At 38.4% G+C, this 26653-nt stretch carries 21 protein-coding genes; 10 read left to right on the top strand and 11 right to left on the bottom strand.

The annotated features are described in order from the left end of the window. Positions 1–127: 127 nt before the first annotated feature. Positions 128–1618: a lysine--tRNA ligase gene (gene lysS, locus E0E02_RS03575; RefSeq protein WP_074481456.1), complete on the bottom strand. Its 1491-nt coding sequence runs from the start codon at positions 1616–1618 to the stop codon at positions 128–130. 201 nt (positions 1619–1819) lie between these two features. Here lysS and E0E02_RS03580 point away from each other — a divergent pair, with 201 nt between their 5' ends. After that, positions 1820–2731 carry an HAD family hydrolase gene (locus E0E02_RS03580; protein ID WP_074560677.1) on the top strand — a complete coding sequence of 304 codons (912 nt, stop codon included), beginning with the start codon at positions 1820–1822 and terminating at the stop codon, positions 2729–2731. Positions 2732–2774: 43 nt separating this feature from the next. On the opposite strand, the gene E0E02_RS03585 is transcribed toward E0E02_RS03580, so the two are convergent. The 6 genes from E0E02_RS03585 to pepF all read right to left on the bottom strand — a co-directional run bounded on the left by E0E02_RS03585 (position 2775) and on the right by pepF (position 8313). Continuing rightward, on the bottom strand, positions 2775–3398 hold the full coding sequence (locus E0E02_RS03585; protein WP_039696539.1) for a histidine phosphatase family protein: 624 nt from the start codon (positions 3396–3398) through the stop codon (positions 2775–2777). Between the two features lie 24 nt (positions 3399–3422). Further along, positions 3423–3908 (bottom strand): aminoacyl-tRNA deacylase, encoded by a 486-nt coding sequence (locus E0E02_RS03590; protein WP_133017861.1) that lies wholly within the window; start codon positions 3906–3908, stop codon positions 3423–3425. A 79-nt stretch (positions 3909–3987) separates the two neighbouring features. Next, on the bottom strand, positions 3988–4977 hold the full coding sequence (locus tag E0E02_RS03595; protein ID WP_133017862.1) for a peptidoglycan recognition family protein: 990 nt from the start codon (positions 4975–4977) through the stop codon (positions 3988–3990). A gap of 59 nt (positions 4978–5036) precedes the next feature. Beyond that, positions 5037–5894, bottom strand: coding sequence for a glycoside hydrolase family 25 protein (locus E0E02_RS03600; protein WP_133017863.1), 858 nt, complete (start codon positions 5892–5894; stop codon positions 5037–5039). Positions 5895–6041: 147 nt separating this feature from the next. Further along, positions 6042–6521 carry a glutathione peroxidase gene (locus E0E02_RS03605; RefSeq protein WP_133017864.1) on the bottom strand — a complete coding sequence of 160 codons (480 nt, stop codon included), beginning with the start codon at positions 6519–6521 and terminating at the stop codon, positions 6042–6044. Continuing rightward, complete coding sequence (pepF, locus tag E0E02_RS03610; RefSeq protein WP_133017865.1) at positions 6514–8313, bottom strand: oligoendopeptidase F; 1800 nt, start codon at positions 8311–8313, stop codon at positions 6514–6516. The genes E0E02_RS03605 and pepF overlap by 8 nt, the downstream gene beginning before the upstream one ends. A gap of 312 nt (positions 8314–8625) precedes the next feature. Here pepF and ppc point away from each other — a divergent pair, with 312 nt between their 5' ends. From ppc to tpiA, 4 genes are all read left to right on the top strand, one after another. Beyond that, positions 8626–11448, top strand: coding sequence for a phosphoenolpyruvate carboxylase (ppc, locus tag E0E02_RS03615; protein WP_133017866.1), 2823 nt, complete (start codon positions 8626–8628; stop codon positions 11446–11448). Between the two features lie 114 nt (positions 11449–11562). Beyond that, positions 11563–12846, top strand: coding sequence for an FtsW/RodA/SpoVE family cell cycle protein (locus E0E02_RS03620; RefSeq protein ID WP_074564110.1), 1284 nt, complete (start codon positions 11563–11565; stop codon positions 12844–12846). Between the two features lie 267 nt (positions 12847–13113). Beyond that, positions 13114–14310: an elongation factor Tu gene (gene tuf / locus E0E02_RS03625; protein WP_074481466.1), complete on the top strand. Its 1197-nt coding sequence runs from the start codon at positions 13114–13116 to the stop codon at positions 14308–14310. 189 nt (positions 14311–14499) lie between these two features. After that, a complete protein-coding gene (tpiA, locus tag E0E02_RS03630; protein WP_009854602.1) occupies positions 14500–15258 on the top strand; it encodes a triose-phosphate isomerase in 759 nt (252 codons plus the stop codon). Positions 15259–15357: 99 nt separating this feature from the next. Here tpiA and E0E02_RS03635 read toward each other — a convergent pair whose 3' ends face one another. The 4 genes from E0E02_RS03635 to E0E02_RS03650 all read right to left on the bottom strand — a co-directional run bounded on the left by E0E02_RS03635 (position 15358) and on the right by E0E02_RS03650 (position 20088). Beyond that, positions 15358–16593 carry an aminoacyltransferase gene (locus E0E02_RS03635; protein ID WP_133017867.1) on the bottom strand — a complete coding sequence of 412 codons (1236 nt, stop codon included), beginning with the start codon at positions 16591–16593 and terminating at the stop codon, positions 15358–15360. Continuing rightward, positions 16593–17807 carry an aminoacyltransferase gene (locus E0E02_RS03640; RefSeq protein ID WP_074564107.1) on the bottom strand — a complete coding sequence of 405 codons (1215 nt, stop codon included), beginning with the start codon at positions 17805–17807 and terminating at the stop codon, positions 16593–16595. The genes E0E02_RS03635 and E0E02_RS03640 overlap by 1 nt, the downstream gene beginning before the upstream one ends. Then, complete coding sequence (yidA, locus tag E0E02_RS03645) at positions 17807–18616, bottom strand: sugar-phosphatase (protein WP_074564106.1); 810 nt, start codon at positions 18614–18616, stop codon at positions 17807–17809. Before yidA ends, E0E02_RS03640 begins: the two co-directional genes overlap by 1 nt. A gap of 170 nt (positions 18617–18786) precedes the next feature. Then, positions 18787–20088, bottom strand: coding sequence for an HD domain-containing protein (locus tag E0E02_RS03650; RefSeq protein WP_133017868.1), 1302 nt, complete (start codon positions 20086–20088; stop codon positions 18787–18789). Positions 20089–20183: 95 nt separating this feature from the next. Here E0E02_RS03650 and E0E02_RS03655 point away from each other — a divergent pair, with 95 nt between their 5' ends. From E0E02_RS03655 to prfB, 5 genes are all read left to right on the top strand, one after another. Then, on the top strand, positions 20184–21062 hold the full coding sequence (locus tag E0E02_RS03655) for a sulfite exporter TauE/SafE family protein (RefSeq protein ID WP_133017869.1): 879 nt from the start codon (positions 20184–20186) through the stop codon (positions 21060–21062). 70 nt (positions 21063–21132) lie between these two features. Further along, positions 21133–21519: a DUF1934 domain-containing protein gene (locus tag E0E02_RS03660; RefSeq protein ID WP_133017870.1), complete on the top strand. Its 387-nt coding sequence runs from the start codon at positions 21133–21135 to the stop codon at positions 21517–21519. 226 nt (positions 21520–21745) lie between these two features. Beyond that, on the top strand, positions 21746–24427 hold the full coding sequence (locus E0E02_RS03665) for a cation-translocating P-type ATPase (RefSeq protein ID WP_074564099.1): 2682 nt from the start codon (positions 21746–21748) through the stop codon (positions 24425–24427). A 97-nt stretch (positions 24428–24524) separates the two neighbouring features. After that, positions 24525–25172 (top strand): HAD family phosphatase, encoded by a 648-nt coding sequence (locus tag E0E02_RS03670; RefSeq protein WP_133017871.1) that lies wholly within the window; start codon positions 24525–24527, stop codon positions 25170–25172. A gap of 378 nt (positions 25173–25550) precedes the next feature. After that, positions 25551–26646, top strand: a protein-coding gene (prfB, locus tag E0E02_RS03675) for a peptide chain release factor 2 (protein WP_133017872.1) whose coding sequence is annotated in 2 segments (ribosomal slippage) — positions 25551–25622 and positions 25624–26646 — 1095 coding nt in all. Because the reading frame shifts where the segments join, the coding sequence is not laid out codon by codon here. Positions 26647–26653: the final 7 nt, after the last annotated feature.

Below are 26653 nucleotides of genomic sequence, written 5' to 3' on the forward strand. Positions count from 1 at the left end.
ACTTCAGATTGAATTTTAAAAAATAGCGGAAAATTCTGCTTATTTTCTCTGTTCCTCAGTAAAGATTTTCTCATCATTAAAAAACCACTAGCTATGCCAGTGGTTCTTTTTATAATCTTAACGTAAATTATTTCATTGTAGGGAACAACAATGCGTCGCGGATTGTTGTTGTATCTGTAAGGAGCATGACAAGACGGTCGATACCGATACCAAGTCCACCTGTTGGTGGCATACCGTATTCAAGGGCTTCGACGTAGTCGTAGTCAACACCTGTTGCTTCGTCATCACCAAGTTCTTTGGCTTTAGCTTGTGCTTCGAAACGAGCCAATTGGTCGATTGGGTCGTTAAGCTCTGAATAAGCGTTACCGTATTCTTTAGTCATGATGAAGAGTTCGAAACGGTCAGTGAAGCGTGGGTCTTCTGCATTTTTCTTAGCAAGTGGAGATACTTCAACTGGGTGTCCGTATACGAATGTTGGTTGGATCAATGTTTCTTCAACAAATTCTTCGAAGAAGGCATTGATGATGTGACCAACTGAAGTGAAGTGTTTTTCAACTGGAACGTTTTTCTCTTTAGCAAGTTCTTGAGCTTCTTCAAGAGTCATTTCTTTCCAGAAGTCTACACCGGTAACTTCTTTGATAGCGTCAACCATGTGGATACGTTTGAATGGTTGGTCGATAGCAATTTCAGTACCTTGGTAAGTGATAGGTCCGTTACCGTTAACAGCAGCAGAAGCATTTTGGATGATACCTTCTGTGATGTCCATGATATCTTTGAAGTCAGCGTATGCTTCGTAAAGTTCGATCATAGTGAACTCAGGGTTGTGAGTTGCATCCATACCTTCGTTACGGAAGACACGTCCGATTTCGTAAACTTTTTCCATACCACCAACGATAAGACGTTTCAAGTGAAGTTCTAAAGCGATACGAAGAACCATATCCATGTCTTGAGCGTTGTGGTGAGTGATGAATGGACGAGCAGCAGCACCACCAGCTTCGTTGTGAAGAACTGGAGTTTCAACTTCTAGGAAGCCAAGTCCATCAAGGTAACGACGGATTTCTGAGATGATTTTTGAACGTGTGACAAAGCGTTCGAAGCTTTCACGGTTTGAAATCAAATCAAGGTAACGTTTACGGTAGATTGTTTCAACGTCTGTAAGTCCGTGGAATTTTTCTGGAAGTGGACGAAGTGCTTTAGACAAGTGAGTGATGTGAGTGGCTTTGATTGTCAATTCACCCATGTCTGTACGCATGATTTCACCTTCGATACCGAGGAAGTCACCGAGGTCTGCTTTTTTGAAAATTTGATAGTTTTCGTCACCAACAGCATCTTTACGGACGTAGATTTGGATTTGACCGTCGCGGTCTTGGATGTGTGCAAAACCAACTTTACCTTTACCACGTTTAGTCATTAGACGACCAGCGATAGTAGCTGTTTCGTTAATTTCATGTAATTCTTCTTTGGTTTTGTCAGAGTATTTTTCTTTTAATTGACCAGAAGTAGCTGTGCGTTCAAATCGAGTTCCGAAAGGATCGATGCCTTGTTCAGCCAAAGCTGCCATTTTTTCACGACGCACGATTTGTTGGTCGTTTAATTCTTCGATGTGTTCGTTTGACATGTTTTCCTCCAATATATATTCTTTCCTATTGTAACATAAATGACGCTAGAATTCACTTTATTTTTGCTTGTGTTAGGGTGGCTTTTGGCAAGAAAGTGTTTTCTGGTTGCAGAAATGACTTTAAATGACTTTAATTGAAAAGAAAGCCAAAAAATAGTATAATATGTGACGGTAAAAATAACTTAGAGAGAAAAGAGATTCATGATTACTTCAATTGTTTTTGATGTTGACGATACGATTTATGACCAACAGGCGCCTTATCGCATTGCCGTTGAGAAATGTTTCCCTGACTTTGATATGAGTAAAATCAATCAAGCTTACATTCGTTTCCGTCATTATTCAGATGTTGGCTTCCCACGTGTTATGGCTGGTGAATGGACAACTGAATATTTCCGCTTCTGGCGTTGTAAAGAAACTTTGCTTGAATTTGGTTACCGCGAAATTGATGAAGCGACTGGTGTGCACTTCCAAGAAATCTACGAAGAAGAATTGGAAAACATTACAATGCTTGACGAAATGCGCATGACGCTTGATTTTCTTAAAGAAAAAGGCGTTCCAATGGGAATTATCACAAATGGTCCAACAGAACACCAATTGAAAAAAGTTAAAAAACTTGGTCTTTATGACTACGTTGATCCAAAACGTGTTCTTGTCAGCCAAGCAACTGGGTTCCAAAAACCTGAAAAAGAAATTTTCAACCTTGCTGCTGAGCAATTTGATATGAACCCTGCGACAACACTTTACGTTGGTGATTCTTACGACAACGACGTTGTCGGTGCCTTCAATGGTGGCTGGCATTCAATGTGGTTTAACCACCGTGGACGTAGCTTAAAACCTGGTATCAAACCAGTTTATGACGTGGCTATCGATAACTTTGAACAATTATTTGGAGCTGTAAAAGTTCTCTTTGACCTTCCAGACAACAAGTTCATCTTTGACGTCAATGACAAGAAAAACCCAATTCTTGAAATGGGAATCAACAACGGCTTGATGATGGCAGCAGAACGTTTGCTAGAAAGTAACATGAGTATTGATAAGGTTGTTATCCTACTTCGTTTGGACAAACAACAAGAAAAAATTCTTCGTATGAAATACGCAAGAAACAGTAAATAATCAAAGAAAAGCTCTCCTTATGGAGAGCTTTTTTGTACTTAAATTATTTTTCTTTGTAGTAAGTATCATTCCATTTGATACAAGAGTATTGGTCGAAGTCAAAGGTTTCAATGACGGTAACACTGCCATTGTCCAAGCCACCATTAGAGCGTAGAACCGCAGGCTCATAACCAAGCAAACTTCTGATTGAAGCTGTGAAATTTGCACCGTGTCCAACAAGAAGAACATGTTGGTAAGGTTGGCCTTTCATTGAACGGATAAATCCCTCAACGCGTTTAGTGGTTTGATAAAGTGATTCAGCGTTGAAAATATCGTTGTCAAATTTCGCCAAATTGTGACGGAAGGCATCCATTTGTGTCGGATAGATGTCAGTCATTGTTGAGATTTTACTACCTTCAAGTCTTCCAAGATGCCATTCGCGTAGCGCTGGTTGAAAACTAATCGCTTTTGGATAATTGCTACGTGACATGATGATTTTACAAGTATCACTGGCACGTTTTAAATCGCTGGAAAAGACAGCATCGAATTTGATATCTTTGAGGTAGTCTCCTAATTTTTCAAGATCTCGAACAGATTCTTCCAGTAGTGGGGAGTCGCCATTTGCTCCTTGAAAACGCCCTTCGAGATTCCATTGTGTTTTACCATGGCGTACAAAATAAAATTTCATTCTTGTACCTTCTAATCTAAACCATTATTGGTGTGAGTCGTCGCGTAAGTCAGCAAAGCTTGCACCGACAAAATCAGCCAAGGTTTGGCTGTCGATGCGGATTGAGCGTCCAACTTCACCGGCAGAGACAATCATTGTTCCCATTTCAAGAGCGCGATTATCAATGAAAATTGGGAAATTGTGTTTTTGGTGGATGCCGACAGGATTGTTAGCGCCGTGAATGTAGCCAGTTGTTTTTTGAAGATTCTTTTGTGGAATCATGCTGACTTTTTTATTTCCAGAAACTTTGGCCAATTTCTTTTCGGAAAGGTGTTCGGTGATTTGAACAATTCCGATAAGTGGTCCAGTTTTGTCACCAGTCAAGGCTAGGGTTTTGAAAATATCTGATTTTTCAATGCCTTCAGGTAGCTCGTCTTTCAATGCGTTGATGGCTAAGCTATCGTGTTCAATTTTGGCTTTATCTAAAATTTGGTCGACCAAAGTCTTTTTAAGTTTTGTTTTTTTTGCCATATTCCCTCTCAATCTTTCTATTTCATTCTATTCACCTACTATTGTACTAAAAATAAAAAAAGGTACAAGTTTGCACCTTTTATAGTGTGTTGTAATATGCTTGGACGAGTTCGACAAAATCTTCAACGTCATAGTCACTACCAAAATAATCGTTAGCACTTTCTGACCAATAATCAGTTGGGTCAACATGGTCAGTTCCGCCAAGGTAGTTGCTAACCATTTCGTGTGTCCAAATAGTACCGTCGCCATTTTCTTGACCAAGTGTCACGGGAAGGTCATATTTTTTAAGCATGTAAGCCGTGTAATAAGCAGCGTTTGCTAATTGCTTTGCAAAGCCATCTTGTGAGGTTTCATGTGTTAATTCAAATTGAATGTAGTAAGGATTGGCTTTAGCACCAGCGCCTTGAGCTTCGTAATTTTCATCAGCAATACGAAGAATGCTAGCGTCGTCGATGAAAGAATGGACAAAAATGCCCTCATTATCATAATTTTGAACCATGTAATTCACTTCACTTTGGATGGTTGAATCATCAACGCCAGTATCGTGAATAATGATTCCACGAGGTTTACCATCAGAGGTTTTATAAGCGGTTTGTTCAAAGCTCTTTTCAATACTATCTGTAATCTCGCTGTGTGAATAAGCTAGAGTTTCAGCGATGTATTGGTTGATGGCGTTTGTTTGGCTTAGTGAAATATCTTTGGTGTCGATATAGTAAGTTTCACCATTCATGTCAAATTCTGCAAGGGTAACTTCTTTTTGATTGATTTTAGCCTTGTAATAATAAGCATCGATAGTCAGTTCAGTGTCTTTAGAAAGATTGGTACTTGAACCATTCTTGGTGTAAATGTTGGCTTTAGTATTTGAGACAATGGCCATTTGAGATGTAGTGTAGTTACTAGCTGATGACAAATCTAAGCCGTTATCTAGCGCGTGGGTAATAATTCCCGAAAAGAACAGTTTAGAAAAAATGATTATAAGTGCAGCAAAGGAAATGACTAAAACAGAAATGTTTAGGTAAACTGATTTTTGATGTCGTTTCCTTCGAGAGAGATGTTTCTTTATTGACATGCCTAAATTATAGTTTGATTGGCTTAAAGAAAAATAAAAGGCTAGCAAATGCTAGTCCTTTATTTGTTATCAGCTTTTCCGAAAAGTTTTTCGTACGTTTCTTTTCGATCTTTGGTAACGGCGATTTGGTTTAAATCAAGAGCAGAATCAAATCCGCCGAGGTAACCTTGTGATGTATATTGATGAAGATCGTAATCCAAGTCTGTTTGTGGAGCAGCATCATAGTAACCAGAGTCAGAACCATAAGCAGGAATCCATACGGCATCAAAACCGTCAACAGAGATTTCTTGCTCAGTCATGAAGTAAGTACCAATGTAGATACCAACTTTTTCAGCTCCAAGTCGTTTTAATTCGCTTAAGAATGCCTGTACACCTTTATTCATATCTGACATAGTTGCTTCCTCAACGTCAATCCAGTAGAAAGTAGGTTTGTAAGGTGAAGCATTTTCGTAGAAGGTTCTTGCTTCATTTTTCATTTCCTTGACGCTTTTTCCGAGGGCGTAACTGTAGACGGCTACAGGAACATTTCGTTTTTGAAATTCTTTAATATGTGTCTTAAACGATTTATCGATACCAGTTGTATAGGCAGCGTTGCTATCTTTACTGATTTGTGACCCTCCATAGACACGTACGATAGCACCAGAAATATTTTGAGATAAAGTGTCATAATCAATTTCATTTGGTAGTTGCCAACCTGAAACGTCGATAATCGGATTAAGAACGAATTCTTCATCAGTTTCTGAAGTTGATGTAGTAGTCGGTGTCGTGCTTGAGCTACTCATAGTTGGGATAGAAGCCTTAGCCGAAGCCAGTTGTTGCTTTCGTAAGCCGTCAGAGTGAGCTTTACCAATCACGAGAAGCAGCCCAAACAGGGCAAAGAAAACTACAACAACAATTGGTTTTAATCGTCTTCTCATTAGTCATATTTTAGCGTAAAAAGAATCAAAAATCAAAACAATGATCATTTTGTAATCAATTTGTCATATTTTTTAACAAATTATCTATGGACATTACGAGAGCTAGTAATGCCAGTAAATCCTACGTAAAAAGCTTTTTTAGGGATATTATTTGAAAAGGTTTTCTACTTCTGTAACAATTGTTTCAGGTTCTGTTTTAGCAGAAAAACGTTTGACGACATTTCCGTTTTGGTCAATGAGGAATTTGGCGAAATTCCATTCAATACGTTTGCCAAGAGGACCTTTTGCCTGACTTTTTAGCCAGTCATAAAGTGGATCGGCTTCTTTACCATTGACTTTGATTTTAGCAAAACGTGGAAACGTAGTCTGATAATTTAGTGTGCAGAAAGTGTTGATTTCATCAGCAGTTCCAGGCGCCTGATTCATGAACTGGTTACAAGGAAAATCTAAAATTTCAAAGCCTTTGTCATGATAAGTATCGTAGAGTTTTTGCAAACCTTCGTATTGTGGTGTTAAGCCACATCCAGTTGCTGTATTAACTACCAAAAGAACTTTGCCTTGGTATTTTGAAAGAGAAATATCAGTGCCGTCTTGAGCTTTGACGGTGAAGTCGTAGAGATTAGTCATGGTTGAGCTCCTCTGTGTATGCGATGATTTGGTCGACAGTATCACTTAAGAATTGGATAGTGTCGCGCAGTGGTTGAGCTGTTGAGATATCAGCACCGATTAATTTTGCGGTATCAAGCGGTGTGCGTGAGCCGCCAGATTTTAAGAAATTAAGCCAATCTTTGTCGCCGTTTGGATTGTTTTTCAAGTTAAGGTAACCAGTAGTTGAAATCACCATACCAGCTGAGTAAGTGTAGCTGTAAAGTCCCATGTAGTAGTGGCTTTGACGCATCCAAGTAAGCGCAGCGTCGTCATCAATTTCAACTGCATCACCCCAGAATTGACTTAGGACATCTTTCATAATGCTGTTAAGTTGTTCAGCGCCAAATGTTTTTCCTTCTTCAATTAAGTTGTAAACACGACGTTGGAAAGCAGCTTCCAATAAGTGTGTGATGAAGTTGTGGAAGTAAGTATCTGTCAAACGGTGCGCTAGCGCAAAGCGTTTTTGACGAGGATTATCAAACTGTTTTTCAAGATAATCGCTTAAAAGCAGTTCATTGAAAGTTGATGGGGCTTCAACATAGTAAGTTGACATATGAGTGTTGAAGTAGCTTTGGTTATTGTCTGAGAAGATAAATTGACCAGAGTGCCCGATTTCATGAATAAGTGTGTAAATATCAGACATACGGCCTGTCCAACTCATGAGGATATAGGGGTGAACTTTGTAAGGGTCAGCAGCATAGCCACCAGAATCTTTGTTAGCATTAGCAGCAAAATCGACCCAGCGTTCTTTTCTAAAACGAGAGACTTCGTTTGCATATTCTTCTCCAAGAGGTGCTACAGATTTCATGACTAAGTCATAAGCATCATCAATAGTAACTTCAGGATTAAGTTCAGCATCTAAGTCAAGCTTCCAGTCAGCAAAAGTCATTTTATCAAGACCATTGACTTTGGCAACGTGTTTGAGATATTTTTGAGCAACAGGAGCAAATTCAGTCATGATAAGGTCGATTTGTCGGTCGAACATGGCGCGATCAACCTCTTGTTCAGCTAAAAGATAATCAAAGACTGAGTCATAGCCGCGCATGTCGGCGATGAGTTTTTCAGATTTGACTTGGGCAAGATAAGCGCTAGCAGTGGCATTTTGGTGTTTACGAAGACCAGCTGAGAAAGAGCGAAAGGCTTTTTCACGTACTTCAGCATTTTCGTGGTTTTGATAGAAGTTTTCATAAGTGACAAAAGAATTTTTATAGATTTTGCCGTCAACTTCAAAATCGTCCATTTCAAAGTCACCTGCACGCATCTTAGTGTAAATATCTTGCGGTGCCCCAAAAACTTCGCCAAGGTTAGTCAATGTTTTTTCAACTTCTGGTGAAATAAAGTGACTTTTCTTGATTTTGGCCTGACGAATGGCTGCGCTAAAATGTGGATTCGCTTCAAGAGCATCAAGGATGTCAGAATCAGCAGTCGCAAGAGCAGTGTCAAAGAAGCTGAGCTCTACGTTAGCTTTGGTAAAGAAATCAGCTCCAGCTTTGGCAATTTGAGCAAATTCTTCATTGCTGAAATCTGTCGTTTGTGGCATAAAAGCGTAATTGTCAATGTGACTCATCTCGATGTAGATTTGCTCGATTTCATAAAGCGCACGAGTAAAGTCATCGACAGTTGAAAGTTTATCTTGGTAATTTTTCTTGAAAAGATTAATATCTTCTAGTGTCTTTTCGATGTGACGTAGAAAATCTTCGCGGTCTTGGTAAAGAGCGCTTAAATCCCACAGTTCGTTTTCAGGGAATTCAGAACGGTGTTTTAATTCCATGGTTTTACCTCTTCTTATAACATTATTATGGAACAGTATATCAGAAAAAAGCGGTTAACTGAAAAGAGAGCCACTATTTTTCTAAAAAAATTTTTTTAGCCAAGCTTGTTTTTTAGTAAAGCGGTGACATTGCTTATCTAACAAGCTTTGTCAGGAATTCTTGCTAACAAGTTTCTTTAAAAAAGTCAGAAAATTATATAAAATAATGTGCAATTTATAGAAATTGGGTTACATTTTCCGTAAAAAGTGGTATGATTAAATAGTACGCTTGTAATAAAGGATTAAAATCCGAACAAAAAAGGAGTGAAGAGTGTGACAATCCAAAAACTGGAGAACAATGATACCCAGTCGATCATTACCGAGGAAGTCAAAGTACTAAAAAGCTTACTCGATGAAACAACCCATCAAATGGTTGGTGATGAGGTATTCGCTAAAATTCAAAACATTGTTGAATTGTCAGCAAGTGATGAATACGGCAAACTTGAAGAACTAGTAGCTCAGTTAACCAACGAAGAGATGGTTGTTGTGTCTCGTTATTTTTCAATTTTGCCACTGTTAATCAACATTTCTGAAGACGTTGACTTTGCTTATGAAATCAACTACCAAAATAATACAAATCAGGATTATCTTGGCAAACTCTCTATGACTGTTGACATGGTTTCAGAAAGCGAAAACTCTAAAGAAATCCTTGAAAACGTAAATGTTGTACCTGTCTTGACTGCTCACCCAACACAAGTTCAACGTAAAACGGTTCTTGAATTAACAAACCATATTCACGACCTTTTGCGTAAATATCGTGATGTGAAAGCAGGAGTAGTTAATCGCGATAAATGGTACACTGACTTACGCCGTTACATTGAAATCATCATGCAAACGGACATCATTCGTGAGAAAAAACTTAAGGTAAAAAATGAAATTACCAATGTAATGGAATATTACAATGGATCCTTAATTCAAGCGATTACTAAGTTGACGTCAGAGTACAAACGTTTGGCTGCTGAAAAAGGTATCGACCTAACAAATCCAAAACCTATCACAATGGGTATGTGGATTGGTGGTGACCGTGATGGTAACCCATACGTAACTGCTGAAACTCTTCGTTTGTCAGCTACCGTTCAAAGTGAAGTTATCATCAATTACTACATTGAAAAATTGACAGGTCTTTACCGCACATTCTCACTTTCAACAACGTTGACTAAAATCAGCCCTGAAGTTGAACGTTTGGCAGAATTATCAAGCGATAAATCAATTTATCGAGAAAACGAACCATACCGTAAAGCTTTCAACTACATCCAATCAAAATTGATTCAAACATTGATTGAATTGAAAGCTGGTCCAACTATTTCACGTCGTGCACTTGAAAATAGTAAACTTGGTTCAGACGTTTACGCAAGCACTAACAACGCAAGTGTTATTGCTAAATATTTGCAAAACAAAGTTAATAAAGTTTCATCAGAACTTCAAGATGAAATTCCAAGTTATAAAACTGCTAAAGAATTTAAAGACGACTTGCTCATCATCAAACAATCATTGCTTGATAATGGAGATGATGCTCTCTTGACAGGTGACTTTAGCGAGTTGCTTCAAGCTGTTGATGTCTTTGGCTTCTACCTTGCAACAATCGATATGCGTCAAGATTCAAGCGTCAATGAAGCTTGTGTCGCAGAATTGTTGAAATCAGCAAATATCGTTGACGACTACAGTGCTCTTTCTGAAGAAGAAAAAGTTAAAGTCCTTCTTAAAGAATTGCAAGAAGACCCACGTACATTGTCATCAACAAATGCTGAAAAATCAGAACAACTTCAAAAAGAATTGGCTATCTTCCAAACAGCTCGTTACCTTAAAGATAAATTAGGTGATGAAGTTATCAAACAACACATTATTTCACACACTGAAAGTGTTTCTGATATGTTTGAATTGGCTATCATGCTTAAAGAAGTTGGACTTCTTGATAACCAAAAAGCGCGTGTTCAAATCGTACCACTTTTTGAAACTATCGAAGACCTTGAAAACTCACGTGGTATCATGGAAGAATTCCTTGATTATGATATCGTTCGTCGTTGGGTTACTGCTAATAAAGGTTACCAAGAAATCATGCTTGGTTACTCAGATAGTAACAAAGACGGTGGTTACTTATCATCTGTATGGACACTTTACAAAGCTCAAAATGAATTGACTCGCATCGGTTCAGAACGTGGTATTAAAGTGACATTTATCCATGGTCGTGGTGGTACTGTCGGTCGTGGTGGTGGTCCATCATATGAAGCAATCACATCACAACCATTTGGTTCTATTAAAGACCGCATTCGTTTGACAGAACAAGGTGAAATCATCGAAAACAAATACGGCAATAAAGACGTTGCTTACTACAACCTTGAAATGTTGCTTTCAGCGACAGTTGACCGTATCGTTACTCGTATGATTACAAATCCAGATGAAATCGATACTTTCCGTGAAACAATGGATGGCATTGTGACATATTCAAATGGCGTTTACCGTGATTTGGTATTTGGCAATCCACATTTCTACGATTACTTCTTCGAAGCTACTCCAATTAAAGAAGTATCAAGCTTGAACATTGGTTCACGTCCAGCTGCTCGTAAGACAATCACAGAAATCTCTGGTCTTCGTGCAATTCCTTGGGTATTCTCATGGTCACAAAGTCGTATCATGTTCCCAGGATGGTATGGTGTTGGTTCAGCTTTCAAACATTTCATCGATGCTGAAGAAGGAAACCTTGAAAAACTTCAACACATGTATGAAAAATGGCCATTCTTCCATTCACTTCTTTCAAATGTTGACATGGTATTGTCTAAATCAAATATGAATATTGCTTTCCAATATTCTAAATTGGCAGAAAGTGAAGAAGTTCGTAATGTCTTCAATGTTATTCTTGACGAATGGCAATTGACAAAAGATGTTATCTTGGCAATTGAAAAACATGATAACTTGTTGGAAGAAAATCCATCACTTCGCGCAAGTTTGGATTATCGTATTCCATACTTTAACGTTTTGAACTACATTCAAATTGAATTAATTAAACGTTTGCGCCACGATGAGTTGGACGAAGATTACGAAAAACTCATTCACACTACAATTAATGGTATTGCCACAGGATTACGTAATTCTGGCTGATATGTTTAACCAAGGTCAAGGTCTGGGATTAAGTTCTCAGACTTTGACTTTTTTTTAGTTCAGAAAGATGATATAATGTCATATGATAAATTCGAAGATATTATAGGTGACTCTATGAAAATTGATAAAAGGCATCTCCTAAATTACTCTATCCTAGTGCCTTATTTAATCCTTTCAGTAATTGGACTGATTGTTGTTTATTCAACAACTAGTGCGACACTGATTCAGTATGGTGTGAATCCCTTTATGTCAGTACTGAACCAGGGTGTTTTTTGGTTAATCAGTCTATTTGCAATTGGTTTTATATATAAGTTAAAATTAAACTTTTTGAAAAACTCTCGTGTTTTGACAATGACTATGATGGTAGAAGTAGTGCTTTTGTTGATTGCACGTTTTTTCACCAAGACCGTCAACGGTGCCCACGGTTGGATTGTCATTGGTCCTATTAGTTTCCAACCAGCTGAGTATTTAAAAATCATCATCGTGTGGTTCTTAGCCTTTACATTTGCAAGGCGTCAAGAATTGATTTCGACATATGACTATCAAGCTTTGACTAAGTGCAAATGGTGGCCAACTAAGCTTAACGATTTGAAAGATTGGCGCGTGTATTCGTTAGTTATGGTTCTTTTGGTTGCGGCGCAGCCTGACCTTGGAAATGCAGCTATCGTCGTTTTGACTGGTTTGATTATGTATTCTATCAGTGGTGTAGGTTATCGTTGGTTTTCAGCTATTCTGGCAACCATCACAGCCTTCTCAACAGTCTTTCTTGGCATAATTGCTATTGTCGGGGTTGATAAGATGGGGAAAGTTCCTGTCTTTGGTTATGTTGCTAAACGTTTCAGCGCCTTTTATAACCCATTTAAAGACTTGTCTGACTCAGGACACCAATTGGCACACTCTTATTATGCAATGAGTAACGGTGGCTGGTTTGGTCGTGGTCTTGGAAATTCTATCGAAAAAGGTGGCTATCTCCCAGAAGCAACTACAGACTTTGTTTTCCCAGTCGTGATGGAAGAACTTGGCATGATTGGTGCAAGCCTCATCCTAGCTTTGCTATTTTTCCTAATCTTGCGCATCATGCATGTTGGTATTAAGGCTAAAAATCCATTTAACTCGATGATTGCTCTTGGAATTGGTGGGATGATTCTAATGCAAACCTTCGTTAATATCGGTGGTATTTCAGGCTTGATTCCATCTACAGGGGTTACCTTCCCGTTCTTATCGCAGGGAGGAAATAGTGTTTTGGTCTTGTCGGTAGCGGTTGGTTTTGTTTTGAATATCGATGCTAATGAAAAACGCGAAGAAATTTATCGCGAAGCAGAAGCAGAATTACAAGCCAAGCAACGAGTTACCCAAATTCAAGAAGATAACGTTATTGATTTAGATAGCTTTTATTAATAAAGAGAAATCTCCTAAGAAATTAGGGGATTTTTTTGTTAAAGAAAAGAAGGAAAGTGAACTTGAAAATGGAAGTTTCTTTTATGTAAATACAAGTAAAAATGGTTATATTTTGTCTATTCACACCCTTACAAAATGAAGAAATCTTAAATTAAGCAGTAAAATACTTGCAATTCTTGCATAATTTGTTAAAATAGTAAGGTAAAGTTAGACTGTATTGCCTACTGTCTATCTATAAAATATATTTTATTGGAGGCTTTTACCCAAATGGCAAAAGAAAAATACGATCGTAGTAAACCACACGTTAACATTGGTACAATTGGACACGTTGACCACGGTAAAACTACTTTGACAGCTGCAATTACAACAGTTCTTGCTCGTCGTCTTCCAAGCGCAGTTAACACACCAAAAGACTACGCTTCTATCGATGCTGCTCCTGAAGAACGCGAACGCGGTATCACAATCAACACTGCACACGTTGAATACGAAACTGCTAAACGTCACTACGCTCACATCGACGCTCCAGGACACGCGGACTACGTTAAAAACATGATCACTGGTGCTGCCCAAATGGATGGTGCTATCCTTGTAGTAGCTTCAACAGATGGTCCAATGCCACAAACTCGTGAACACATCCTTCTTTCACGTCAAGTTGGTGTTAAACACCTTATCGTCTTCATGAACAAAGTTGACCTTGTTGATGACGAAGAATTGCTTGAATTGGTTGAAATGGAAATCCGTGACCTTCTTTCAGAATACGATTTCCCAGGTGATGAACTTCCAGTTATCCAAGGTTCAGCACTTAAAGCTCTTGAAGGTGACACTCACTACGAAGACATCATCATGGAATTGATGGACACTGTAGATGAATACATTCCAGAACCAGAACGTGATACTGACAAACCATTGCTTCTTCCAGTCGAAGACGTATTCTCAATCACTGGTCGTGGTACTGTAGCATCAGGACGTATCGACCGTGGTACTGTTAAAGTCAACGACGAAGTTGAAATCGTTGGTATCCGTGACGACATCCAAAAAGCTGTTGTTACTGGTGTTGAAATGTTCCGTAAACAACTTGATGAAGGTCTTGCAGGGGATAACGTTGGTGTACTTCTTCGTGGTATCCAACGTGATGAAATCGAACGTGGTCAAGTTCTTGCTAAACCAGGTTCAATCCACCCACACACTAAATTCAAAGGTGAAGTTTACATCCTTACTAAAGAAGAAGGTGGACGTCACACTCCATTCTTCAACAACTACCGTCCACAATTCTACTTCCGTACAACTGACGTTACTGGTTCAATCGAACTTCCAGCAGGTACTGAAATGGTAATGCCTGGTGATAACGTTACTATCGACGTTGAATTGATTCACCCAATCGCCGTTGAACAAGGTACTACATTCTCAATCCGTGAAGGTGGACGTACTGTTGGTTCAGGTATCGTTTCAGAAATCGAAGCTTAATTTTAGTTAATTAATTAAGTTCCCAGATAACAATTATTAGTCAGATAGTAATTGTGGAAAGAGTCCCGAAAGGGGCTCTTTTTTTGCAATTTCTTTCATGATTATGTGTAAAAATCCCCTCGAACCTTTAAAAGATGCTGAAAATATGATAAAATAAGGGGGTAAATAAAAATAGAAGAGGTATGTGAAATGTCACGTAAACCATTTATCGCTGGTAACTGGAAAATGAACAAAAATCCAGAAGAAGCTAAAGCATTCGTTGAAGCAGTAGCTTCTAAATTGCCTTCATCAGAACTTGTTGAAGCTGGTATCGCAGCTCCTGCACTTGACCTTTCAACAGTTCTTGCTGCAGCTAAAGGTTCAAACCTTAAAGTTGCTGCTGAAAACTGCTACTTTGAAAACGCTGGTGCTTTCACTGGTGAAAACAGCCCTAAAGTATTGTCTGAAATGGGAACTGACTACGTTGTAATCGGTCACTCAGAACGTCGTGAATACTTCCACGAAACTGACGAAGATATCAACAAAAAAGCAAAAGCTATCTTTGCTAACGGTATGCTTCCAATCATCTGCTGTGGTGAAACTCTTGAAACTTATGAAGCTGGTAAAGCTGCTGAATTCGTAGGTGGACAAGTTTCTGCTGCACTTGCTGGATTGTCAGAAGAACAAGTTTCTTCACTTGTTATCGCATACGAACCAATCTGGGCTATCGGTACTGGTAAATCAGCTAGCCAAGATGACGCACAAAAAATGTGTAAAGTAGTTCGTGACACAGTTGCAGCTGACTTCGGTCAAGCAGTAGCTGACAAAGTTCGCGTTCAATACGGTGGTTCAGTTAAACCTGAAAACGTTGCAGCTTACATGGCTTGCCCAGACGTTGATGGTGCTCTTGTTGGTGGTGCATCACTTCAACCAGAAAGCTTCCTTGCTCTTCTTGATTTCGTAAAATAATCAAGAATCATTGAAGCCATATTAAAAACTACTTGTCCTAGGACAGGTAGTTTTTTTTTGTACTAAAAAAGACTTGGATTTTATTTCCAAGCCTTTTATTTAATAACGTCTAAGAATTTTTTTGAGATTATGAATAAGTTTGTATTTGAGAGGATGTGGGTAATAACGGAATGTTCCCATCTTACGAGTAATATAGCCGTTATAGTTTTGTTTAAAGCGTAGAACGCCGTCAGAACCGTCGAATTCTCCTGTAATACCTAAGAGGTTATAAGTGGTAATACCGCGTTTAATAGCTTCTAACATGACGTATTCCTGAAGAAGAGCTGGTGCGTAGAATTTATTGAACTCAGGGTATGAACCAGAAAAGAGGTAGACAGCTTCTTGTTTGGTATAAACGAAGAGGCTACCCGCTAAGATAACGTTTTGTGAACCATATTTTTCAATGAATGTTTTGGCTTCTGCAATACGTGTATCAAATGTAGCTGATTGGCTTGATAATTCACGCAACTGATTTTGTTTCTTTTCAGAAGCATTATTATTTTCAATAGCTGTGCGAAGTTTCTCGATTCGTTTTTCGAGTTTAGCTTGGTCACTTTCAAGATGTTTGAGGTAATCTTGGAAATTAAGGCTTGCTACCATAAATTCACAAGCATCTCCAAAGCAATCATAGAAATCTTGATAGTAGTCTAGTGACTTATCGACATAGTCTCTTCGGTTAGATGTTGCAGAAGTGATTTCTTTGAAGAGTGGAAGTTCGCTACGATCAAGTTTTCGCAAGGTAATTCCAAATGTTTTAGCTTTCTTAACAAGTGGACGACCTTTTTTGCTAAATGATTTTAGTAAGGATTTTTCATCCAAATCGGTCAAATCTTTGACGTAATGCCAATCAGGCTCACCGCCAGGGTAACCTGTCATAAGGCCGTCGTGTTGATAGCCTAGTGATGTGAAATCTTCAATCAAGTTGATTCTTTCATCATCAGTTGCTTCACCATTGGTATCAAAGTGTTGATAGGTATCAAATGGTTTAACCAATAATTCGATGGCACCATTTTCTTTGGCGTAGCTTTGAAGGCCTTGGTAGAAGGCTTTTAGGTAAGACTGATCACGAGAAGCAGGACCAGAATTGATTTCCATATGAAGGCCGCCAGCTACTGGTATACTGTAAAGGACACCAGCAACTTGGAGTTCATCAGCTTCTTTTAAACCAAGAAAAGTGACTTGATAGCCACGTTTTTCAAGCAAATCTGCCATTTCGACAGATTGCATGAATGATTTGTAGTTGACGGTATTGCAAAAAGTCTCAAAAACTTTTTTATCGATAATCTCAAGAGACATTAATGGCTATTTCTCCTTTGTTTGCGAATGTTATAAGCCAAGTTTGATAGTTTGTAAAGCAAACCATTTACTGGAATGTTAAATTCACCGATGAATTCTTCGATTGTAGGGTTGAAGTTTGATTTGAATTTAGTCAAACCGTCATCGAGTGTCCCTTCAACACCACCCATATTTGCCCAGATGATGCCATCAGCGTAAGCATCTTCAAATACTTTTGGATAAAGTGAGTATTGAGGATAGAATTTCTTGAATTCATCGTTCATACCAGCGTAAAGCATTTCCATAACGTTACCGAATGACACTGATAAGATACCTGCGATGATTAATTCATCAGGGTATTTTTCAACGAATTCTTCAAACTCTTTGATGTATTTTGTAACAGAATTTTTTTGTTGAGTGAGTTTTGTCAAACGTTTCTTTTGGTGTTCAGCTGTTTCAGACAAGTCTTTCTCGATTTGAGCCAATTGTTCTTTGTATTCAGCCAAACGTTTTGGTAAGTTAACTTTTGCCAAGTGTAGGTAAGCATCATCACCATAAATTTCCATCATTTTACGGAAGTAATCTTCGTTACGAAGAGCAACACCTTTGCGGTTTTCTGTAAGGGCAACGACATCAGCAAAAGCTTTGACGTCATCGATTGTACCACGCGTAGTGATAACACCACGGTGAACGGCGTCTTTCATCAAACGTTTTGTGTGTTTAGGGAAAGTTGATGTCATGTCTTCTTGTGTGTAGACATTGGCTTGGAAACGAGGTTGGATGCTTTCAGCAATAGTTGTTGTGCGTCCAGTCCATTCACAGCCAGCAGCTTTTAAGTTGTCGATAGCAAGAAGTGTGTCTTTATTTTCATCAACTTCTTCACCGATTTTGTATTGTTTAAGCAACAAAGCTGGGTCCATTTTGATGAAAAGAGCGTGTTTTGTTTTACCGTATTTTTTAAGTGATTTGATGACAAATGCGACGAGTTCTTTGTCACTGTAATCCATAATTGGTCCACGTGGGATGTAAAGCATAGTGAAGCCAAGTGGCAATGCTTTGATTAGGATAGAAGCAGAAGCAACTAATTGGTCATCCTTGTAAAAACCAATACGTTCGTTGTCCCAATTGTCTTTAACTTTTTCCCAATTTGATGATTGTAAAAGGTTTGTTTGATTGCTTGATTTTGCAAAATTATCGTGTTCTTCAGCTGAGATACCGATTTTATAGCTATACATTATTTTAAGACCCACTCTCTAAGGGCGTGTGCAACGCCACTTTCTTCGTTTGATTTTGTAATATATTTAGCGATTTCTTTAAGTTCTGGTGTACCATTTTCCATAACAACTGGGTTTCCAACCGCTTCTAGCATGGCACGGTCATTTTCGGCATCACCGATAGCCATAGTTTGTTCAGCAGTAAGCCCCATTTTTTCAGCAAGGTGCTTGATGGCATTTCCTTTGCTGGCTTTTTTGTTCATGAATTCTAGGTAAAATGGTGTTGATTTAACAATCGTGTATTTATCGAAGAATTCTTGTGGAATTTTTTCGATGGCAGCATCAAGAACTTCAGGTTCATCGATGTACATCATTTTAATAATTTCTTTATCGCCCATTTCTTCTGGAGTGCGGTAAAAAATTGGCATATTAACCAAACTTGATTCGTGAACCGTGTATTTTCCAATGTTGCGGTTAGCCGTGTAAATACCTTTTTTCGTGATTGCATGCATGTGAACATCCAATTTACGGCTAAGGAATTCAATATCAAGATAGTCTTCGTAAGTCATGGTTTCCGTGATGATGTTTTCACCGGTTGACGTATCTTGGACTAGTCCACCATTGAAGGTAATAACATAATCGCCTTCTTCTCTTAGATTTAATTCGTTAAGAAGTGGCTGAACACCTGGGATAGGACGTCCAGTTGCGATAATGACCTTAACACCTTGTTTTTTAGCTTCTTGAACAGCCTCGAAAACTTCAGGCGTGACTTTACGGTCGTTGGTTAAGAGTGTGCCATCGATATCGACAGCGACTAATTTAATAGACATAAGGTTAATTTACCCCTCCTAAAGAATCTCTACCTATATATCTTACTAAAAAGTGGCTTATTTGTCATGGGGAACACAAGGAATTCTAAGAGGTACCGTTTTCATTTTAAAAAAAGAAAAGAAGCTAGGTGAAACCTAGACAATTTGTCATTAGTTTCATCTCTAACTTCTTAATTGGGTGAGACAAAATGATCATTTGAGATATAGCTCATAAATTCTTTTTTGGTATGAGCAAATAAGTCATCATCGCTGAGCATTTCTTTTGGAAAGTAGAAGCGTCTATCGCCATAAATTGTTCCTGTCAAAGTCTTTACAATCGGTGAGATGGTTGAGAGCTCAACAACTGAGCCATCTTTTTGAATCATATTAATCTCAGTACGTGGCTCTTTCTTTTCAGGGCGGTAAATGTCATAAGGAAGGTCAAAGTTAACATGAATACCAGTGTAATAGTCTGGGTCAAAACCAACAGATTTTACCAATTCAACTAAATGGCTGAGGTCCTTACGAGATTCTTCTTCGAAAGTTACGGATTTGAAAACCTTACGGTTAACAAAACGGCTGGCTAAATCTGCTAGAATGTCATCTTCAGCAGCCATCCAAGCTTGAAAATAAGTGTTCATCACACCATCATCCAGCGATAAATAATCGGCTAGACTAGCTTGATTAGCTAAAAATGGGATGAGATTTGGTGACGTTTTTTCAAAGAAGTGGCTATCAATGTGATAAAGGTATTTAGCACGTTTTAAGAGATTTTGCAGCAAGACTTCCATAGCTCGGCTAGCGGGGTGGAAATAGACTTGCATGTACATTTGAAATCGACTGACAATATAGTCTTCGACAGCGTGCATGCCGTTATATTCAAAGACAATGCCGTCAGCTGTTGGACGAATAACACGCAAGATGCGTGTCAAATCAAATTGACCATATCTTGCTCCACTGTAGTAGGAGTCGCGCAAAAGGTAATCCATCCGGTCGCAGTCAATCTGGCTAGAGATGAGTTGCACCACTTGCTTGTTATGGTAAGTGTGGTTGATGACACTTGCCACTTTTTCAGGAAAATCTGGGGATACTCGGCGTAAAATCGCATTAACTTCCGTGTCAGGACTAGTGATAATTTCTTGAGTAATAGCTTCGTGGTCAGTATCGAAAAGCTTTTCAAAAGTGTGTGAATAAGCACCATGCCCCACATCGTGTAAGAGGGCTGCTACCATGGTTAAAAGATTTTCATTAGAATCCCAAATCTCTGGAAATTTGGCATCAAAAATCTCAGTTACTCGTCTAGCAATTTCATAAACGCCTAAGCAGTGTGAAAAACGACTGTGCTCAGCGCCATGAAAGGTGAAAACAGTTGTCGAGACTTGTTTGACACGACGTAGACGCTGAAATTCTTTACTATTGATAAGGTCATAAATGACCGGATGATTGACGGTTATATAATTGTGAACAGGGTCACGAAATACTTTTTCATTCATAGTTTCATTATAACAAAAAAGCTAAAAATGCTAAGGGTTTAACTCTTGAAATAATCTTGTTTACGAAAGTTAAAAAATTGCTTATAATGGAGTCTATGACAAATGAACTTATCTTACGTTTAATCCAGATTTTTTTGGTTTTCTTAATTATTTGGATTTTTGGAAATATCATCTTGCATGCCAAGAAAGATAAAATTAATTTAAAGGAAAGATTCTGGACTGGTCTTTGGATAGGCTATCTGACAGACTTACTAGATACTTTAGGAATTGGAACGTTTGCGACTAGTACGGCGCTTTTTAAGGCAACAAAATTAGTCAAGGATGATAAACAGATTCCTGCGACCTTATCAACTGCTCACGTCATTCCAGTCTTGATTGAGGCACTTTGCTTTATCACGATTGTGAAAGTGGAATTGCCAACCTTGTTAGCGATGGCAACGGCTTCTTTTGTGGGAGCTCTTGTCGGGACACGTCTTACGAAAAACTGGGACACACGTCATGTGCAAAGAGCTTTAGGAACACTGTTGATTATTGCTGCGCTTATCATGGTTTATCGCATGATTGCAAATCCTGGTGCAGGAATGGGTGACGGTGTTCACGGTCTTCACGGCATTTGGCTTTTGGTTGGTATAGTGTTCAATTTTACGATTGGTATTTTGATGACCATGGGATTAGGAAACTATGCTCCAGAATTGATTTTCTTTTCAATGCTTGGGATTAATCCGTCGATTGCACTTCCAGTGATGATGCTTGACGCAGCAGTTATTATGTCAGCAAGTACGACAGAATTTATTAAATCTGGTCGTGTGAATTGGCCGGGGGTTCTAGGTATCATTATCGGTGGTTCTTTTGGTGTTTTGACAGCAGCATTTTTCCTCAGTCAGCTGGATATCAATAAATTTAAAATACTGATTGTTTTCATCGCTATTTTTACTGGAACAAGTTTGCTTCGTTCATCAGCGATTAAGCGTTAAACCAGCGTTATTATTAGCTTTACGAAGAAAGAATTGGTATAATTTTAGAGAAAGGAAGAAGCTTACTTAGATGAAACTTCATATTAAGAATAAAATTGATTTAGATGGACAAGTTGAGTTAGTTGAGCAATCATACCCAGTCAAATTAACCGAAAAAAATGGTCATATCTACCTTACCTATACCAATGAAGAAAAAGAAACGGTTATGCTTAAGTGTAATGACCAAGAGTTGATTATGACACGTTTTTCAACGCCAAAATCAATCATGCGATTTCATCGCGAACTGCCAGCTTTAGTTGCTATTCCAACTCCAGTTGGTATGCAACATTTACAAACACAAACCAGTGTTTATGAGTTGGATACCAAAGAGCAAAATCTTAAAATCCACTATCAACTAAAACAAGTTGAAGGAGATAATGTTTTTGCGAACTATCAGCTAGAAATCAAGTGGTTGTAAGCCTAACCAAAGCTTGATATATCAAGCCTTAAGACTCATGTGTTTAGTTGACAAATGGTTTTAAAATTGATATGATTACTCTGTATTCAAGGGAGTAGCAGACGGGTAAAGCCCGTGACATGGTCGTCATTACGAAAGAAATTTCCGGCCCTGTCTTAAACAGCGAGACTTGTTTTAAAAAAACAGGTCTCTTTTTCTATAGAGGAGACCATAGGAGGAAGTTATTTTGTCTAAAGAACAAAGTAAAGCTCTGTTTTATACACAGAGCAAAGATGAAACATTGGAAACTCTGAAGTCATCACGTGATGGTTTGTCTACAGCCGAAGCTCAAAAACGCTTGGACGAATTTGGTCACAATGAACTTGATGAAGGTGAAAAACGTGGTTTGTTTGCGAAATTCATCGATCAGTTCAAAGATTTGATGATTATCATTTTGTTGGTCGCTGCGGCTCTTTCTGTTATTACAGAAGGAATGCACGGATTGACGGATGCTTTAATTATTCTTGCTGTTGTCATCTTGAACGCAGCCTTTGGTGTTTACCAAGAAGGTCAAGCAGAAGCAGCGATTGAAGCACTAAAAGACATGTCTAGTCAGATTGCGCGTGTTCGTCGTGATGGTCATGTGGTGGAAATTGATTCACGCGAATTAGTGCCTGGTGATATTGTCATGCTTGAAGCTGGTGATGTTGTTCCAGCAGATATGCGTCTTTTAGAAGCTGCGTCATTGAAGATTGAAGAAGCAGCTTTGACTGGTGAATCTGTTCCAGTTGAGAAAGATTTGTCTGTTGATGTTCCAGCTGATGCAGGTATCGGTGACCGTGTGAATATGGCTTACCAAAACTCAAATGTTACCTACGGACGTGGTGTTGGTGTGGTTGTTAACACTGGTATGTTTACCGAAGTTGGTAAAATTGCTGATATGCTTGCAAATGCCGATGAAACAGACACACCACTTAAACAAAGCCTTAACCAATTGTCTAAAGTATTGACTTACTTGATTGTAGGGATTGCTGCTGTTACTTTCCTTATCGGTGTCTTTGTTCGTGGTGAAGCTCCGCTTAACGGATTAATGGTTGCCGTTGCACTTGCTGTTGCTGCTATTCCAGAAGGTTTGCCTGCCATTGTAACAATCGTTTTGTCAATGGGGACAACAACCTTAGCCAAACGTAATTCTATCGTTCGTAAATTGCCAGCTGTTGAAACACTTGGTTCTACAGAAATCATTGCCTCAGATAAAACAGGGACATTGACAATGAACCAAATGACAGTTGAAAAAGTGTACACAAATGGTCAATTGCAAAATGCTACTAGCGAAATTGCAGCTGATAACAACACACTTCGTATCATGAACTTTGCCAATGATACAAAAATTGATCCAAATGGTAAATTAATCGGAGACCCAACTGAAACAGCACTTGTTCAATTTGGTCTTGACCATAGTTTTGACATTCGTGAAGTTCTTAAAAAAGAACCACGCGTGGCAGAATTACCATTCGATTCTGAACGTAAATTAATGTCAACGATTCACAAAGAAGCTGATGGTAAGTACCTTGTTGCTGTTAAAGGTGCGCCAGATCAATTGCTTAAACGTGTGACTCGTATCGAAGAAAATGGTCAAGTTCGCGATATTACAGCAGATGAGAAGAAAGCTATTTTGCAAGTCAATAAAGACCTTGCTAAACAAGCTCTTCGTGTCTTGATGATGGCTTATAAATATGTTTCTGAAGTGCCAACACTTGAATCAGATATTGTTGAATCTGATTTGATTTTCTCAGGTCTTGTCGGAATGATTGACCCAGAACGTCCAGAAGCAGCGAAAGCTGTTGCTGTTGCTAAGGAAGCTGGTATTCGTCCAATTATGATTACTGGTGACCACCAAGATACAGCAGAAGCTATTGCTAAACGTCTTGGTATTATCGAAGAAGATGGTCAAGATCATGTTTTCACAGGTGCTGAACTTAATGAATTGTCAGACGAAGAATTCCAAAAAGTCTTCAAACAATATTCAGTTTATGCACGTGTGTCTCCTGAACACAAAGTTCGTATCGTTAAAGCATGGCAAAATGAAGGTAAAGTTGTTGCCATGACTGGTGATGGTGTTAATGATGCGCCATCGCTTAAAACAGCTGATATCGGTATTGGTATGGGGATTACTGGTACAGAAGTTTCTAAAGGGGCTTCTGATATGGTCCTTGCTGATGATAACTTTGCAACGATTATCGTTGCCGTTGAAGAAGGACGTAAGGTCTTCTCTAATATTCAAAAATCAATTCAATACCTTCTTTCAGCTAACATGGCAGAAGTCTTCACAATCTTCTTTGCCACACTATTTGGTTGGGATGTGCTTCAACCTGTTCATCTTCTTTGGATTAACTTGGTAACAGATACGCTACCAGCGATTGCGCTTGGTGTTGAACCAGCTGAACCAGATGTGATGACTCACAAACCTCGTGGACGTAAATCAAACTTCTTTGATGGTGGGGTTATGGGAGCGATTATCTATCAAGGTATTTTCCAAACTTTACTTGTTTTAGGTGTTTACGGATGGGCATTGATGTTCCCAGAACATGCTTCAAATCGTATGATGCACGAAGATGCTTTGACAATGGCATTTGCTACCCTTGGTTTGATTCAATTGCTTCATGCCTTTAACGTTAAATCTGTTTACCAATCAATCTTTACAGTTGGAGCTTTCAGAAATAGAACCTTTAACTGGGCAATTCCAGTAGCCTTCCTACTATTGATGGTAACTATTGCAGTACCTGGATTTAACCAATTATTCCACGTTTCACACTTGAGTGTGACACAATGGTTAGCAGTCATCATCGGAAGCTTGCTCATGGTTGTTTTGACAGAAATTGTCAAAGCTATCCAACGTGCCCTTGGTCAAGATGAAAAAGCTATTTAAAATATGCTAACTATTAGCTAGGACAAATTGTCCTAGCTTTTTTGCTTTCTGAAAATCTTTGAAAAAATTTATGGTAGAATATTCTGGGGAGGCTTTCATGATTAAAGCGATTATATTTGATATGGATGGTGTTTTATTTAACACTGAGAATTTTTATTTTGACCGTCGTGAGGCATTTTTAGGAAGTAAAGGCATTTCTATCAAGCATTTGCCACCTAAATTTTTTGTAGGTGGACGGATGGATCAGTTCTGGGAAAAAATTTTAGGCGACAAGATTTCAGACTATGATACAAAAGCTTTGGAAGCAGAGTACACTGCTTATAAAAATGTTCATCGACCAGATTATAGCCAATTAGTTTTTCCAGATGCTAAAAAAGTTTTAGCTGATTTAAAGGCAAAAGGATTTGTCTTAGCGTTGGCTTCAAACACTGTGCGAAAAGATGTTGAACGAGCTTTGACGAAATGTGGTTTGATTGAATATTTTACCTACATTTTGACAGGTGATGATTTTAAAGAAGGTAAACCAAATCCTGCAATTTACAATGCTGCTTGTGCTAAATTAGGATTCGATAAAGGTAATATTGTTATTATTGAAGATAGTCAAAAAGGAATTCAAGCTGGAGTAGCAGCAGGTGTGCGAGTGATTGCCATTCGTGATAAAGTATTTGGCATTGATCAATCACAAGCTAGTGTCTTGGTTGATAGCTTAACAGAAGTTATGCAAGTAATTGAAAAAGAAGTTTAAAGGCATTGTCATATTGAAAAGTAATTGTTTTAGGAGTAGTAGTCTAAGCTAGGTAAAGAAAATGGCTGCTAATGGTAGCCAATAGCAATTTTACAGCCTTTATGATAAAATAAAAAGGCAGTAAGGAAATCTATAAAAGCGTCAAAAAGTAAAGATAAACTGATTATAGATTTGATTAATTAAGTCTAAAAAGCAGAGTGAAAATTCCTATTTTCATCTTGCTTTCTTAACGAACTTAATATCTTATGTTAACTGAATACGTTCTACGAGTTGTGCAAAGAAGATAATTTTTCCTAGAGCTTAAGAGCTCTTCGTCAAAATTCCTATTTTTGTTATACTCGTTTAACGAACTTAATATCTTAATAAAGGAGTTATCTCATGGAAGTGGCTGAAATCCGCCAAAAAATAGTAGAAAATCAAGAGAAGTTGACTAGCTTCAGGAGGTCTCTTTGACTTAGATCGTTTGGAAGAAGACATTGCGCTTCTTGAAAATAAAATGACTGAGCCAGATTTTTGGAATGACAACATTGCAGCGCAGAAAACATCTCAAGAATTGAACGGTTTGAAACAAACCTATGAAACATTTAACGAGATGCAAGAATTGTCTGATGAGACAGAACTATATTTGGAAATGTTAGATGAAGACGACTCTGTTCAAGCTGAGTTAGAAGAAACTCTTGAAAAACTTGATAAAATCATGACAAGTTATGAAATGACACTTCTTCTATCAGAACCATACGACCGTAACAATGCTATCTTGGAAATTCACCCAGGATCAGGTGGTACGGAAGCTCAAGACTGGGCTGATATGCTTTTCCGTATGTACACACGTTATGGAAATGCCAAAGGCTTTAAAGTTGAAACCCTTGACTATCAAGCTGGTGATGAAGCTGGTATCAAATCAGTAACCCTTTCTTTTGAAGGACCAAATGCATATGGTCTTTTGAAATCAGAAATGGGTGTTCACCGTTTGGTTCGTATCTCACCATTTGATTCAGCTAAACGTCGTCACACATCATTCTCTTCTGTCGAAGTAATGCCAGAATTGGATGATACGATTGAAGTTGAAATCCGTGATGATGATATCAAGATGGATACTTTCCGTTCAGGTGGTGCTGGTGGACAAAACGTCAATAAGGTTTCTACCGGTGTTCGTTTGACCCACATTCCAACAGGAATCGTTGTTGCGTCAACTGTTGACCGTACACAATACGGTAACCGTGATCGCGCTATGAAAATGTTGCAAGCAAAACTTTATCAATTAGAACAAGAGAAAAAAGCGCAAGAAGTGGATGCTCTTAAAGGTGATAAAAAAGAAATCACTTGGGGAAGTCAAATCCGTTCATACGTCTTCACTCCATATACAATGGTTAAAGACCACCGTACAGGATATGAAGTTGCTCAAGTTGATAAAGTCATGGATGGTGACATTGACGGCTTCATCGATGCTTTCTTGAAATGGCGTATTGATTAACTCGAAA

Source organism: Streptococcus sp. KCJ4932, assembly GCF_004352745.1.
Lineage (GTDB): Bacteria > Bacillota > Bacilli > Lactobacillales > Streptococcaceae > Streptococcus > Streptococcus ruminicola.